The 13,819-nt window shown below is 71.0% G+C and carries 14 protein-coding genes; 2 read left to right on the top strand and 12 right to left on the bottom strand.

Annotated features, from left to right (window positions below):
* Positions 1-130 precede the first annotated feature (130 nt).
* Both ABD332_RS27070 and ABD332_RS27075 read left to right on the top strand, forming a co-directional pair.
* On the top strand, positions 131-1,534 hold the full coding sequence (locus ABD332_RS27070) for a KamA family radical SAM protein (protein WP_344505254.1): 1,404 nt from the start codon (positions 131-133) through the stop codon (positions 1,532-1,534).
* Positions 1,535-1,996, top strand: coding sequence for a hypothetical protein (locus ABD332_RS27075; protein ID WP_344504944.1), 462 nt, complete (start codon positions 1,535-1,537; stop codon positions 1,994-1,996).
* A gap of 255 nt (positions 1,997-2,251) precedes the next feature.
* Here the strand turns inward: ABD332_RS27075 and ABD332_RS27080 are convergent, their stop codons facing one another.
* The 12 genes from ABD332_RS27080 to ABD332_RS27135 all read right to left on the bottom strand — a co-directional run bounded on the left by ABD332_RS27080 (position 2,252) and on the right by ABD332_RS27135 (position 13,793).
* Positions 2,252-2,980 (bottom strand): SDR family NAD(P)-dependent oxidoreductase, encoded by a 729-nt coding sequence (locus tag ABD332_RS27080; RefSeq protein WP_344504945.1) that lies wholly within the window; start codon positions 2,978-2,980, stop codon positions 2,252-2,254.
* Between the two features lie 19 nt (positions 2,981-2,999).
* Complete coding sequence (locus tag ABD332_RS27085; protein WP_344504946.1) at positions 3,000-3,131, bottom strand: hypothetical protein; 132 nt, start codon at positions 3,129-3,131, stop codon at positions 3,000-3,002.
* Complete coding sequence (locus ABD332_RS27090; protein ID WP_344504948.1) at positions 3,128-3,442, bottom strand: VOC family protein; 315 nt, start codon at positions 3,440-3,442, stop codon at positions 3,128-3,130. The genes ABD332_RS27085 and ABD332_RS27090 overlap by 4 nt, the downstream gene beginning before the upstream one ends.
* On the bottom strand, positions 3,439-4,422 hold the full coding sequence (locus tag ABD332_RS27095) for an LLM class flavin-dependent oxidoreductase (protein ID WP_344504950.1): 984 nt from the start codon (positions 4,420-4,422) through the stop codon (positions 3,439-3,441). Before ABD332_RS27095 ends, ABD332_RS27090 begins: the two co-directional genes overlap by 4 nt.
* On the bottom strand, positions 4,419-5,396 hold the full coding sequence (locus ABD332_RS27100) for an enoyl-CoA hydratase/isomerase family protein (protein ID WP_344504951.1): 978 nt from the start codon (positions 5,394-5,396) through the stop codon (positions 4,419-4,421). The genes ABD332_RS27095 and ABD332_RS27100 overlap by 4 nt, the downstream gene beginning before the upstream one ends.
* A gap of 10 nt (positions 5,397-5,406) precedes the next feature.
* Positions 5,407-6,396, bottom strand: coding sequence for an LLM class flavin-dependent oxidoreductase (locus tag ABD332_RS27105; RefSeq protein ID WP_344504952.1), 990 nt, complete (start codon positions 6,394-6,396; stop codon positions 5,407-5,409).
* Positions 6,393-7,925 (bottom strand): class I adenylate-forming enzyme family protein, encoded by a 1,533-nt coding sequence (locus ABD332_RS27110; protein ID WP_344504954.1) that lies wholly within the window; start codon positions 7,923-7,925, stop codon positions 6,393-6,395. The genes ABD332_RS27105 and ABD332_RS27110 overlap by 4 nt, the downstream gene beginning before the upstream one ends.
* Complete coding sequence (locus ABD332_RS27115; RefSeq protein WP_344504956.1) at positions 7,922-8,920, bottom strand: LLM class flavin-dependent oxidoreductase; 999 nt, start codon at positions 8,918-8,920, stop codon at positions 7,922-7,924. The genes ABD332_RS27110 and ABD332_RS27115 overlap by 4 nt, the downstream gene beginning before the upstream one ends.
* Complete coding sequence (locus tag ABD332_RS27120; protein WP_344504957.1) at positions 8,917-10,041, bottom strand: LLM class flavin-dependent oxidoreductase; 1,125 nt, start codon at positions 10,039-10,041, stop codon at positions 8,917-8,919. The genes ABD332_RS27115 and ABD332_RS27120 overlap by 4 nt, the downstream gene beginning before the upstream one ends.
* Before the next feature lie 97 nt (positions 10,042-10,138).
* Positions 10,139-11,110: an acyl-CoA dehydrogenase family protein gene (locus tag ABD332_RS27125; protein ID WP_344504958.1), complete on the bottom strand. Its 972-nt coding sequence runs from the start codon at positions 11,108-11,110 to the stop codon at positions 10,139-10,141.
* 12 nt (positions 11,111-11,122) lie between these two features.
* On the bottom strand, positions 11,123-12,274 hold the full coding sequence (locus ABD332_RS27130; RefSeq protein WP_344504959.1) for an acyl-CoA dehydrogenase family protein: 1,152 nt from the start codon (positions 12,272-12,274) through the stop codon (positions 11,123-11,125).
* On the bottom strand, positions 12,261-13,793 hold the full coding sequence (locus tag ABD332_RS27135; RefSeq protein ID WP_344504961.1) for an AMP-binding protein: 1,533 nt from the start codon (positions 13,791-13,793) through the stop codon (positions 12,261-12,263). Before ABD332_RS27135 ends, ABD332_RS27130 begins: the two co-directional genes overlap by 14 nt.
* Positions 13,794-13,819 lie beyond the last annotated feature (26 nt).

The following is a 13,819-nucleotide window of genomic DNA, read 5'->3' on the forward strand; positions in this document are numbered from 1 at the left end:
GCGGTTCGGTTGCGGACCGCCACCGTAAGCGGGTCGCGACGTAACCGACCGTCATGTCCGCGGGTCCCGTTTTCCGACCAGCCGGATGACAGACAGAAGATCCTCCCGCCCAGACTCGAAAAGCCGGAGAATTTTCGCTACTGTGACAGTTCTAGCGCAGGATTTCTGGAGGTGTGTCGTGCAGCCGTACGCGTATCAACGCCACGAGCTCGTCGAGCCGGACTGGCGACGCCTCCCCGGCTGGCGAGACGTCACCCGCGACGAATGGGAATCCGCCCAATGGCAGCGGGCCCACTGCGTCAAGAACATCAACCAGCTCCGCACCGTCTACGGCGACCTCATCACCGCCGACTTCTACGACGACCTCGCACTCGACCAGGCCACCCAGGCCACCATGTCGATGCTCGTCCCACCCCACATGATCAACACCATGGTCCCCACCGGCGAGATCACCGACAAAACCCTGCGCGCAGACCCCGTCCGCCGCTACATGCTCCCCGTCGCCTCCGACCGGCTCACCGACTTCCCCTCCCACCCCCACGCCACCCGCGACTCACTCCACGAACACGACATGTGGGTCGCCGAAGGCCTCACCCACCGCTACCCCACCAAAGTCCTCGCCGAACTGCTGTCCACCTGCCCCCAGTACTGCGGCCACTGCACCCGCATGGACCTCGTCGGCAACAGCACCCCATCAGTCGCGAAACTCAAACTCACCCTCAAACCCGTCGACCGCTACGACGCAATGATCAACTACCTCAAGGGGCAACCCGGCGTCCGCGACGTCGTCGTCTCCGGCGGCGACGTCGCCAACGTCCCCTGGCCCCAGCTCGAAACCTTCCTCATGCGACTGCTCAACATCGACACCATCCGCGACATCCGCCTCGCCACCAAAGCCCTCGCCGGCCTCCCCCAGCACTGGCTGCAACCCACCGTCGTCGAAGGCCTCGAACGCGTCGCCCGCACCGCCGCCCGCCGCGGCGTCAACCTCGCCATCCACACCCACGTCAACCACGCCCAATCCCTCACCCCACTCGTCGCCCGCGCCGCCCACACCGCCCTCGAGGTCGGCGTCCGCGACGTCCGCAACCAGGGCGTCCTCATGCGCGGCGTCAACGCCACCGCCGCCGACCTGCTCGACCTCTGCTTCGCCCTCCAAGGCGAAGCCGGCATCCTGCCCTACTACTTCTACATGTGCGACATGATCCCCAACGCCGAACACTGGCGCGTCGCCGTCTGGCAGGCCCAGCAGCTCCAGCACGACATCATGGGCTACCTCCCCGGCTACGCCACCCCCCGCATCGTCTGCGACGTCCCCTTCGTCGGCAAACGCTGGGTCCACATGGTCACCGACTACGACCGCGAACGCGGCATCACCTACTGGACCAAGAACTACCGCACCAGCATCGAGGACTCCTCCATGGACCTCGACCGCACCTACCCGTACTACGACCCCATCGACACCCTCCCCGCCTCCGGCATCGCCAAATGGCGAGCCGAAGCACAACTCCCCCTCGTCGCCTACGCTGGGTGAGTGCGCCGTAACCTCCTGCGCCTGCTCGGAGTAAGCCTCGCCGCGGCCGCCGTCATCCTGTTCATCAACTCGATCGACGGCGGCTCCGGCGACACCGGCCCCGACCCCGCGAGCCGCCTCCAGTGCGCATCCGGCACCCACGTCGCCGCCGCCTACGCGACCGCCGCCCCCACCAGCCGCGAAACCCGCACCCCCGAACAGCTCGCGACCGCCTGGGCCACCGTCCGCTCCAAGGCCCTCCTCGCCGGCCTCCACACGGTGTACGAACAGCCCGACCGCATCGACATCGCGTTCGACGCCAAGGCCCACACCGTCGCCGTGCTCACGTTCCGCTCCCACGAGCCCCTCGGCTGGCACCTCGAAGCGGTCGTCGCCTGCCAGTCCCCGCTCACGCAACGCTCCGGCCCACAGAGCCCACAGAGCCCCCAGGGCCCACAGACGGCGCCGAGCAGCGGTCCCTGAGCAAGGAAAAACGGAAGTCTGCCGCGCAGCGGCATGTCTTTGTTCTGGCGTGGCGACAGCCACGTCGCCTAGTGCGTCCTAGGATGCTAGGAATTGAGTGTTGAGCTGGGTGTACCCGATGAGTAAGACGACGGTGGTCCGGCCAGGCGCGCAACCCGACCGGACCACGATCGACGGCCGTGAAGGGTGCGGCGGTCGAACCGCGCCCGACCCGGCCAGGTTGCCGCGGCGCGATCCCAGCGCCGCGGCAACCAGTCAGCGGGGCGCCATCCGCAGGGCGCCGTCCAGGCGGATGACCTCACCGTTGAGGTAGTCGTTGGCGACGATGGACAGGGCCAGCGCCGCGTACTCGGCCGGGGTGCCGAGCCGGGCCGGGAAGGGCACGCCGGCGGCGAGACCGGCCCGGTACTCCTCCGACACGGTCTCCAGCATCGGGGTGAACATGATCCCCGGCGCGATCGTCATGACCCGGATGCCGTGCTGGGCAAGGTCGCGGGCGGCGGGCAGGGTGAGACCGACGATGCCGCCCTTCGACGACGAGTACGCCGCCTGCCCGATCTGCCCCTCGTACGCGGCGACCGACGCCGTGTTCACGATGACACCCCGCTGGCCGTGCGCGTCCGGCTCGGTCGCCGCGATCCGCTCCGCCGCGAGGGCCATGACGTTGAATGTGCCGATCAGGTTGACCTGCACCACCTTGGCGTACATCGCGAGGTCGTGCACCCCGCCGCGGCCGAGGATCCGGGCCGACGGGGCGATCCCGGCGCAGTTGACGACGACCCGCAGCGGTTCGGGGCCGCCCGCGGCGACCGCGACCGCCTCCCGGACCGCGTCCGGGTCCGTCACGTCGACCTGGATGCCGTCGAAGTCGGCCAGGTCGAAGCCGTGCACGGTCGCGCCCGCCGCGGTCAGCGCGGCGGCGGTGGCCGCGCCGAGGCCGGACGCGGCGCCGGTGACGATGGCGGCGGTGTTGGTGAGATCCACCAAGGCTCCTGTCGTGAGTTCAGATGTCGGTGATACGCAGGCCCGCGTGGGCCTCGTACGGTCGGTTGACCGAGCTGAGGTCGGCGGTGACCGCCTCGACCTGATGATCATCGCCCAGCCGGCCGGCGCGCCCGCCGCGGACCCCGGTCACGGCAGCCGCTCGTACAGCACGACCGGGTTGCCGCCCGGGTCCGTGACCAGCACGCGCCGCTCGTGCGGCCCGGTCACCACGTCGTCGCCGGAGTAGCCCAGCGCGGCGAGGTCGTCGACCTGGATGCTCAGCACCGTCCGGCCGGGCACCGGCTGCTGCGACGCGTCGGCGAGGCCGATGGTGACCGTGCCGTCGGTGACCGCGGCGTACCGGTCGCCGTCGCGGAACCGGGTCGTCAGCCCGAGCGCGGTGTAGAACGCCAGCTGCGCGTCGAGCGCGTCGGCGGGGACGATGACGTGACCGATCTTCATGGGCGGAACCTCGGCATGACCTCGCGGGCGAAGCGTTCGACGATCTCGATCGAGCGGGCGATCGGCAGCCCGAGCCACTGGGCCCGGAACACGAAGTGGTTGAAGCCGGCGTCGGCGAAGTCCCGTACCTTCGCGGCGATGTCGTCGGGCGAGCCGAAGAACAGCGCCTTCTCCTTGATGCCTTCCCACTGGGTCTCGAAGTAGTCCATGCCGTACTGGACGTACTCGCCGTAGGAGCGCTGGACGGCGTCGCCGGCGATGGCGTAGGCGTCGTCGAACGAGTCCGCGACGCACAGGTCCCGGTGGATGGGGAAGACCGCGCCGTCCTCGGTGAACCCGGCCTCCAGGCGCGCGGCGCGGTAGTCGGCGAGGTTGCCGACGGCCCAGTTGCGCCGCACGTTGGACGGGGCGAGCCACGGCAGCCCCTGCCGGGCGATCCGGGCGATGCCGATCGGCCCGTTGGCGCCGACCCACACCGGTGGGTGTGGCCGCTGCACCGGCAGCACGCTGCACCGCACGCCGTCCAACGAGAAGTGCTGCCCTTTGTGGTTCACCGGCGAACCGGTCCACAGCTGCCGCATCACGTCGAGGGACTCGTTCATCCGGGACACCCGGGTGCGGCGTTCGATGCCGAACGAGGCGAACTCGTCGTCGCGGTAGCCGGAGCCGATGCCGAGGACGAACCGGCCGCCGGACATCTGGTCGATGGTGGCGATCTCCTCGGCCCAGTGCACGGGGTGCCCGAGCGGCAGGATGAGGATGCCGGTGCCGAGCTCCATCGTCCCGGAGTGGTCGATGAGCCGGGACAGCAGCGGCAGCGGCTGCGGCGTCGACAGCGACGACAGGTAGTGGTGGATGCCGAAGACCGAGTCGTAGCCGAGGTCGCGGACGTGCTGGACGTACTCGACGATCTCGCCGGTCCGCCGGTGCAGGTCGTCGCCGGGCTCGTACTGGTGGTCGAGCAGGATGCCGAACTTCACGCGGGTTCCTCTTGCGAACGGGACTCGCTGAGCCGGAAGTACGGCGCGACCATCCGGTCCCGGTCCTCGAGCGCCTGCCGGATGCCCTTCTCGCGGCGCTCCTTGAGGAAGTTCCAGTCGCCGTCTTCGAAGCTGACGTTGGTGGCCCAGCCGTGCCCGACCCAGCCGGTCATCGCGCCGAGACCCTTGCCGCGGGCCTCCATGACGACCTGCATCATCGACTTGCCCATCATCAGCGAGTCCAGCGGCATGACGGCGATCGCGTCGGCGTAGTCGTCGGTCCAGCGCTGCAGGTCTTCGAGCGGCACGACCTTCGTGACGAGGCCCTTGCGCTCACCCTCCTCGGCGCCGATGGCGCGCATGGTGAGCATGACGTCCTTCATCGTGGTCAGGCCGACCTTCTCGATCCAGTGGTACATGTCCTGCGGGGCCGGGCCGAGGTAGCGGAACGCCGGGTGGGTGAAGCGGGCGTTGGGCGCGGCGATGACGATGTCGGCGGACAGCGCGATCTGGAAGTGGCCGCCGTAGCAGTACCCCTGGACCTGGCAGATGGTGGCCTTCAGCGACTCGATGATGGGCCGGGTGAAGCCGGAGCTGAGCACGTTGCGGTCCGGCAGGATCCGCTGCCGCTGCGCCGGGCGGCGCCGCGAGGCCTTGTCGGTGCCGGACTTGTAGCCGATGTAGTGGCCGAGCTCGGCCGCGTCGGCGCCGGTGCCGAAGTGCTCACCCTCGCCCTTGAACACGATCACCTTGACCCGGTCGTCGGCCTCGGCCTCCCGGACCAGGTCGCCGACCCGTTCGAACGCGGCGACCGGGATCGCGTTGAGCCGGTCCGGGCGGTCGAAGGTGATGGTGGCGACGGATCGCGCCTCGTCGACGTCGTAGCGGACGTACTTGGCGAGGACCTCCGGGTCGACCTCCATGTTCTCGACGTCCCACTGGTTTTCCAGCAGCTCGGCTTCGGTCTTCTTCACGGCGGATTCCTTACTGACGGAAGGCGGGGAACACTTCGGAGGCGAACAGGCGCAGGGAGGCACGGACCTGCTCGGTGGGCATGCCGAGCCAGCCGGGCCGGAAGATGAGATGGTCGAAGCCCAGGTCGCGCAGCGCGCTGATGCGTTCGATGAGGAACTCGGGCGAGCCGAGCAGCAGGGTGTTGCGGACCAGCTCGTCGAAGCGGTCGCGCTGCCAGCGCAGCGCCGGGTACTCCGCGTAGGTGGAGTACTCGACCCGGGCGTGCGGCAGCGCCTCCTCGACGGCCCGTTCGGTGGTCGGGGCGCAGTACAGCTCGACGCCGACGGGCCGGGAGATCCGGGACGTGTCGCGGCCGTACTCGGTGAGGGCGTCGTTGTAGACGGCGAGGTGCTCGGGCAGGAACCGGCGGCTCGGCGAGTTGCCGGGCGCGTACCAGGCGTCGCCGAGCCGGGCGGCCCGCCGGACCGCCTTCTTGCCGCCGGCGCCGATCCAGATCGGCGGCCCGCCCGGGGTCAGCGGCCGGATGCCGATGGTCGCGTCCTTCTGCGGGTAGAACTCGCCGTCGGTGGTGACCGGTTCGCCGCCCCACAGCGCCCGGATGAGCCGCAGGCTCTCGTCGAGGCGGCGGAAGCGGGTCTCGGGGTCGATGCCGAACGCGGCGAACTCGTTCTCCCGGTAGCCGGCGCCGACACCGAGGATCACCCGGCCGCCAGACAGATGGTCGAGGGTGGCGAACTCCTCGGCGATGTGCACCGGGTGGAACATCGGCAGCAGCAGGATGCCGGTGCCGATGAGCATGTTCCCGGAGCGCGGGATGAGGCTCGCCGTCATCGAGATCGGCTGCGGGGTGTTGAGGTTGGACTGGAAGTGGTTGATCGTCCAGACCGAGTCGTAGCCGAGCTCGGCGGCCAGTTCGACGGTGCCGAACAGGTCGCTGAGGTGTTTGCCGAGGTCGTCGCCGTGCGGGTACTGGTGCGACGCCATGATCCCAAACTTCATCGGTGCCCCTCTCCGGCGGCCCGGCTGATCTTGCCGGTGCTGCTGCGTTCCAGCTCGGGCACGAACTCGATCCGCCGCGGTGTCTTGAAGTGCGCGAGCCGGTCCCGGGCGAACGCGACGATCCGGTCGGCGAGCTCGCCGTCGGCGACGGTGTCGTCGGCGGCGCGCACGACGAGCGCCACCGGGATCTCGCCGAGCCGGTCGTCGGGCCGGCCGAGCACCCGCACGTCGCGGACGAGCGGGTGCTCCCGCAGCTCGTCCTCGATCTCCTCGGGCCACACCTGGAACCCGCCGCACTTGATCATGTCGCGCTTGCGTCCGACGAGGAACAGCACGCCGTCCGCGTCGACGTACCCCATGTCGCCGGTGTGGACCCAGCCGTCCTGGACCAGTTCGCGGGACGCCTCGGCGTCGTCGACGTAGCCCTTGGTCAGCTCGGACCGCACGACGACCTCGCCCTCGGCGCCGGTCGGCAGGGCCGTGCCGTCGCCGTCGCGGATCTCCAGCTCCACGCCGGGGTAGACCCGGCCGGCTGAGCCGGGTTTCCACCGGCCGGCCTTCATGTCACGGCCGTTCCAGCCGGCGATGTGGCCGGCCTCGGTCGAGCCGTAGTTGACCAGGATCGGCACGTGGTAGCGCTCCTCGAAGGCGCGCCGGACCGACCACGAGATCGCCTGCCCGGCGACCAGGACGGACTTGACCCCTGCGAAGGGCAGGTCCCGGTCGGAGTGCACGATGTCGAAGACCATGGTGGGCAGGAAGAAGAAGTTGTCGAACGCGAACCGGTCCATCAGCTCGGCGAGCCGGTCGACGCCGAACCGCTCCCAGACGACCGCGGGCCGGCCGACGAAGAACGCGAAGAGCAGCGAGTGCTGGCCCCCGCTGTGGAACAGCGGCAGGGCGATGAGGTTGGCCTTGGCGTCGGTGGCGGCGGTGCCTTCGGCGTCGCTGCCGGTGGAGACCCGGGCGAGGCGTTCGAGGGAGGCGCGGGTGCCGCCGTGGGTGACGCTGACCGACTTCGGCCGGCCGGTGGTGCCGCCGGTGGACAGGATGCAGGCCTCGGCGTCGCCGGCGACGTCCACGGCGGGCACGGTGACCTGCTGCCGCCAGTCCAGGTCGGGCACCCCGGCGACCGTCCCGCCGGCGGACCGGACCTCGATGTCCGGGCCGCCGGCGAGCAGCCCCGCGATGACGTCCGGGCGCCGGTCGTCCACGACCAGCAGCCGGGGCGCGGTCTTGGTGAGGGACTCGGCGAGTTCGGCGGCGTTGTACAGGCTGCTGACGGTGACCGGGACGGCGCCGATCTTCCAGGCGCCGAACAGGAAGAACACGATCTCGGGGCCGTTGGTGAGGTAGCAGGCGACCCGGTCGCCCGCGCCGATCCCCTCGGCGCGCAGGGCCGTGGCGACGCCCCCGGCGAGCCGGTCGACCTCCTCGAACGTCCAGGACCGGCCGTCGTCGCCGTACAGTGCGGGCACCCGCGGCCGGTCGGCGGCGCGGTGCTCCAGGATGCGGGCAAGGTTGCTCACGTCGTCACCTCCGCCGGGGTGGCGACCCGCGGGATGATCTCGGCGCCGAAGCGGGCGAGCTGCTCCATGGCCTCGTCCTGGCCGGCGCCGACGAACTGGTGCCGCAGTGACACCTCGGTGATGCCGAGCTCGGTCTCCCAGCGGCGCAGCTTCGCCACGATCTCGTCCGCGGACCCGACCAGGCAGTCCTCGGCAAGGTACCGGTCGACGTCGATGGCCTGGGCGTCGTCCCACGACTTGTAGCCGGCGTACTGGCGCTGCAGGTGCGGCCGGACGGCGGCGACGGCCGTCGCGTAGGTGTCGCCGACGCACGCCTCACGGCTCATCGGGTACTCCCGGTCCAGGCTGTGGCCGTGTTCGGCGAGGACGTCGCGGTAAACGCCGAGCAGCCGGGCGAGCTCCGTGTCGTCGCCCTTCGGGCCGATCAGCCACGGGGCGTCGAGGCGGGCGGCGCGGCGCACGGCGGCCTCGGCGAACGCGCCGATCCACAGCGGCGGCCCGCCGGGCTGCACGGGCCGCAGCGCCAGGGAGGCGCCGGGGACCTCGCCCCAGCTGCCGTGCGCGTCGACGGTGGCGCCGCTCCACAGGGCCCGCAGCAGCGGGACGTAGTCGCTGAGCCGGCGCAGCCGGTCGTCCCACGCGACACCGAAGGCGGCGGTCTCGCGCTTGCGGTAGCCGGCGCCGAGGCCGACGGTGAGCCGGCCGCGGGACAGCACGTCCAGCGACGCGAGGTCCTCGGCGAGCGCGATCGGGTTGAGCAGCGGGGCGAGCAGGACGCCGAAGCCGATCCGGACCCGGGTGGTGGCGCTGGCGAGATAGCCGGCGAGCGGGACCGGCTGGACGAACGCGGACTTGGCCAGGTAGTGGTGGCCGAGGTAGACGGCGTGGAACCCGGCCGCCTCGGCCGCGGCCGCCTGGGCGAGCACGTCGTCGATGCCGTCGGCGGCGGAGGCCGACGGGTCGAACTGGGCGCTGAGGAAGCAGCTGATCCTCACCCGACGACCGCCGCGGCCTTGTCCTGAGACTGGGACGGGGACGGGGACTGCTGCTGGGCCTGGCGCTGGGCCTGGGCCTGAGCACGGAAGTGCGGGATCACCTTGCCGGCGAACTCCTCCATGGAACGCAGCGCGGCCGCGCGGTCCAGCGTCGGGATCCGCAGCCAGCCGATGTAGTGGTTGATCCCGAGCTGCTCGCGGAGCATCTCGATGGTGTCGATGACCTGCTGCGCCGAGCCGAAGTTGCCGCCGTGGGTCAGCGTCTGCTCCAGGGTCAGCAGCTCGATGTTCTTGGCGACGGCCGCGTAGTAGGAGCGCTCCTTCTCGATCGCCTCCTCCGAGCCGGGGATGACCTTGCCGACCGACTTGTAGTACTGCATCGCGGCCTGCGCGGCCTGGCGCAGCCCGGCCTCGCCGTCGCCGCACCAGACCTGCTGCATGAACGGCAGGTCGTAGGTGGTGATGTCGAAGCCATTGTCGCGCATGGCCTGCTGGTACAGGCTGAAGTTCTTCTGCATGATGCCCAGCGGCGTGAAGTTGGGCGAGGTGATGATCGACTCGCCGACGGCGCCGCGTTCGCGGAAGCTGTCCGGGGAGACGGTGCCCTGCAGAATCGGCGGCCCGCCGGGGGTGAACGGCCGCGGGTAGGTGGTGACGTTGTCGTAGTGGAAGATCTCACCGTGGTAGGAGAAGTTCTCCTGCGACAGGGCGAGCCGCAGGATCTCCAGGGTCTCCTGGTAGCGCTGCTTCGACTCCTCCAGCGGCACGCCGAACCCGGCGAACTCCGACGGCTGGTAGCCGCGGCCGACGCCGATCGACACCCGTCCGCCGCTGAGCACGTCGAGGGCGGCGATGTCCTCGGCCAGGCGCAGCGGGTGGTGCAGCGGCAGGACGAGGACGGCGGTGCCGATGGTGATGCGCTTGGTCCGCTCCGCGACGGCCATGCCGAAGTTGATCGGGCTGCCGAGGATGCCGTACTTGGAGAAGTGATGCTCGGCCAGCCAGATCGAGTCGAAGCCGAGCTCGTCGGCCAGCTGGATCTCGTCGAGCGTCTCCCGCAGCACCTGGTGGTCCGATGTGCCTTCGTTCACCGGGAACAGGTTCATGATGCCGAACTTCACGATCTCTCCTCGTTTATTCCGACCAGCCGGTATGTTACTGGTACCGCGCCGGCATTCGCAAGATGTTCGCAGGCCAGCGCCTATGTCAGGACTGCTGTCAGGACTGCGCCTGACGGGCCCGCACCCGCAGGGTTCCGACGCGGCGGCGGTGCCAGGAGCCGGCGCCGAGCACCGCGTCGAGCACGAGCGCGCGGCGCAGGAACAGGTGCGGATCGGCCTCCATGGTGATGCCCATGCCGCCGTGCACCTGGATGCAGCGTTCGGCGGCGAAGACCGCGGCCCGGCCCGCCGCGGCCTTCGCGGCGTGCACCTGGATCTCCGCGTCGGGCCGGCCGTTGTCGACCGCCCACGCGGCGTACAGGGTGAGGTCCCAGGCGGCCTTGCGGACCGTCGCGGCGTCGGCGAGCTGGAACGCGACCCCCTGGTAGGAGCCGATCACCCGGCCGAACTGCTCGCGGGTGCGGGCCTGCTCGGCGGCGAGGTCGATGGCGCCCTGCGCGACCCCGCACAGCTCGGCGGCGACGACCAGGGTGGCCCGCCACGGCCCGGTGCCGGCCGGGGTGACCTTCACCGGTTCGGTGAGGGTGACGTCGGACAGCGGCACCGACGGGTCGAGGGACTGCCGCGCGACGACCCCCTCGACCGGGGCGATCCCGACCCGGCCCGGCAACAGCACGGCGAGGCCGTCGGCCTGTGCCGCGTACCGGACCAGACCCGCGCCGTCCATCGCCGGCGTGAGGACCCGCTCCCCCGCGAGGACGTCCTCGGGCAGCGGGCCGCCGGCGCCGCTGAGCAGCTGCACCGCGGCGGCGTGCGCCGGGAACCGGCTCGGCACCAGGTGCTCGCCGAGGACCTCGACGGCGACGAGCAGGTCGACGAGGTCCGAGCCGATGCCGCCGGCTTGCTCCGACACCCCGAGGAGACCGAAGTCGTCCAGCAACGGGCCGTCACACGCCGGGGCCTGCCAGCCGCTCTCGAGGGCGTCCCTGGCGGTGACCCCCTCCCCCTCCGCGAGGGACCGGACGGTCTTGGCGATCTCCAGTTGCTCCTGGGTGAATGTCGCGCGCATGCCGGGCTCCGCTCAGCGTGAACGGGGCAGGTGCAGGACCCGCTCCGCGAGGATCGACTTCTGGACTTCTTCGGTGCCGCCCTCGATGGTGTGCGCGCGGGCGCGCAGGTAGCGGCGCATCCGGGCGGCGGCGCCCGCGCCGTCCAGCAGCACCCCGCCGCCGTCGTCGAGCTGCACCGCGAGCCGGTTGGCGGTCTGCACGACCCCGGCCCACAGGCTCTTGAGCGCCGAGGTCTCGGGTCCGGGCACCCCGCCGGCCTGGGTCTCGCCGAGCATCCGCATCGAGCCGATCCGGACCGCCTCGGCGTCGCACTGCAGCTGGCCGACCGCGTCGAGGAACGCGCTGTCGCCGGCGACGCCGCGCTCGACCGCGACGTCGATGACCCGGTCGACGGCCTGCCGGGCCCACACCCACAGGTTCAGGGCCATGCTGCCGCGTTCGAACGCGAGGGTGGTGAGGGCGACCTTCCACCCGTTGCCGACCCCGCCGAGCACGTCCTCGTCGGGCACGAACACGTCGTCGAGGAACATCTCGTTGAACTCGGTGTCCCCGTTGATCATCACCAGGGACCGGACCGTGAACCGGTCCATCGGGGCCAGCAGGTAGCTGATGCCCTGATGTTTCGGTGCGGCGGCGTCGGTACGGGCGAGCAGCAGGCACTTGGAGGCGTTGTGCGCGTTGGACGTCCAGATCTTCGACCCGTTGACGAGCCAGCCGCCGTCCACCTTCGTCGCGGCGGTGCGCAGGCTGGCCAGGTCCGACCCGGAGCCGGGCTCGCTGAAGCCCTGGCACCAGTACTCGTCGCCGCGCAGGATGCCGGGCAGGTGCCGGGCCTGCTGCTCGCGGGTGCCGTGGGCGATGATCGTCGGCCCGGCCAGCATCATGCCGACGCCGTTGAGCGGGTAGGGGGCGCCTCGGACGGCCGCCTCCTCGTTGAAGATCGCCTGGGCGAGGGAGTCCAGGCCGCGGCCGCCGTGCTCGGCCGGCCACGACAGCCCGGCCCAGTTGCCGGCGCACAGCCGGTCCTGCCAGACCCGGGACCAGTGCTCGCGCTGCTCCTGGGTCAGCTCCTCCTGGTCGGGCACGTCCCGCAGCGCCTCGTCGAGCCAGGCGCCGGCCTCCCGGCGGAACGCCAGGTCGGTGTCGCTGTCATCGAAGTCCATGGGCGGTGACCTCCCCTACCGGCCTGAGCCGCTGCTTGTACAACTTCCCGTTCGGGTCCCGCGGCAGCGCGTCGTGCACGACGTAGTCGCGCGGGCGTTTCGGCTTCGCCAGCAGGGTCTCCAGGTGCGCCCGCAGCGCCGCGACGACCGTGTCCCCGTCGGGGGCGCCGTCGCGCAGGACGAGGTGCGCCTGCGGGACCTCGCCGAACTCGGGGTCGGGCGCGCCGATGACGGCGGCGTCGGCGACCCACTCGTGGGTGAGCAGCGCCGCCTCGATCTCGGCCGGGTAGACGTTGACCCCGCCGACCAGGATCAGCTCGGCGGCCCGGCCCGTGATGTACAGGAAGCCGTCCTCGTCGACGTGCCCGACGTCCCAGACCGTCATGAGGCCGTCGCGGCGGGCGCCGTCGGTCTTGCCCGGGTCGTTGTGGTATTCGACCTTGTCGTTGCCCTGGCGCATGTACACGATGCCGGTCTGCCCGACGGGGACCTCGGCGCCCTGCTCGTCGAGGATCTTCAGGGTGGAGATCGAGGCGGGCCGGCCGACGGTGCCGGGGTGGGCGAGCCACTCGTGCGGCCGGGCGACGGTGGTGCCGACCTCCGTCGAGCCGTAGTACTCGTACACCACCGGGCCGAACCAGTCGAGGATCCGCTGCTTCACCTCCCGCGGGCACGGCGCCGCGCCGTGCAGCACGTAGGCGAGGGAGGAGACGTCGTAGCCGTCGCGCACCTCGCGGGGCAGCTGCAGCAGCCGGTAGAAGTGCGTCGGCACCATGCTGGTGCCGGTGACCCGCTGCGCCTGGACCCGGCGCAGGAACCCCTCCGGGGTCCAGCCGTCCATCAGGACCAGGGTGCCGCCGGCGTGCAGCGCGCCCATCGCCGGGGTGATGTTGGCGGAGTGGTAGAGCGGCGCCGACACCAGCCACGACCCGAACGCGGCGCGCTGCATCCCGAACTCGGCGAACAGCCACACGTAGGTGCGCGCGCCGGTGTCCGCGTCGATGCCGCTGAGCGGGCGCTTCACCCCCTTGGAGCGGCCGGTGGTGCCGGAGGTGTACATCATCAGCGAGCCGGCCGGGGTGTCCTGCGGGCTGGTGTCCGGCATCCCGTCGGTGAGCTCGTGCATCGTCGTACCGTCGATGTAGACCTTGGTGTCGTCCGGAGCGGCGGCTCGCACCACCGTCTCGACCCGCTCGGAGGCGACGACGACCTTGGCCCCGCTGTCGGCGAGGATGTGGGCGACCTCGGGCTCGGTCAGGTGGTAGTTGAGGGTCACCAGGTACAGCCCGGACTGCATCGCCGCGAGGTACAGCGCGACCATGCCGGGGCTGTTGGTCATCACCGCCGCGACGGTGTCGCCGACCCGCAGCCCCGCGCGGGTGCGCAGGCCGTGCGAGATCCGGTTGACCTCGGCGAACAGCGCACCGTAGGAGATCCGCCGGTCGTCGGCGGTCACGATCGCGCACAAGTCCGGTTCGGCGGCTGCCCACAGCCGGAAACCGGTCCGGTCCTCGGTCATCGGACTCCTTGAACTAAATTCCGACC

The sequence above is a fragment of the Dactylosporangium maewongense genome (genome assembly GCF_039531485.1).
Lineage (GTDB): Bacteria > Actinomycetota > Actinomycetes > Mycobacteriales > Micromonosporaceae > Dactylosporangium > Dactylosporangium maewongense.

Excerpts from the sequence above, each read along its gene's own strand:
- ABD332_RS27090 (WP_344504948.1), bottom strand. The coding sequence starts at position 3,442 with ATGAAGATCGGTCACGTCATCGTCCCCGCCGACGCGCTCGACGCGCAG.
- ABD332_RS27105 (WP_344504952.1), bottom strand. The coding sequence starts at position 6,396 with ATGAAGTTTGGGATCATGGCGTCGCACCAGTACCCGCACGGCGACGAC.
- ABD332_RS27125 (WP_344504958.1), bottom strand. The coding sequence starts at position 11,110 with ATGCGCGCGACATTCACCCAGGAGCAACTGGAGATCGCCAAGACCGTC.
- ABD332_RS27130 (WP_344504959.1), bottom strand. The coding sequence starts at position 12,274 with ATGGACTTCGATGACAGCGACACCGACCTGGCGTTCCGCCGGGAGGCC.
- ABD332_RS27135 (WP_344504961.1), bottom strand. The coding sequence starts at position 13,793 with ATGACCGAGGACCGGACCGGTTTCCGGCTGTGGGCAGCCGCCGAACCG.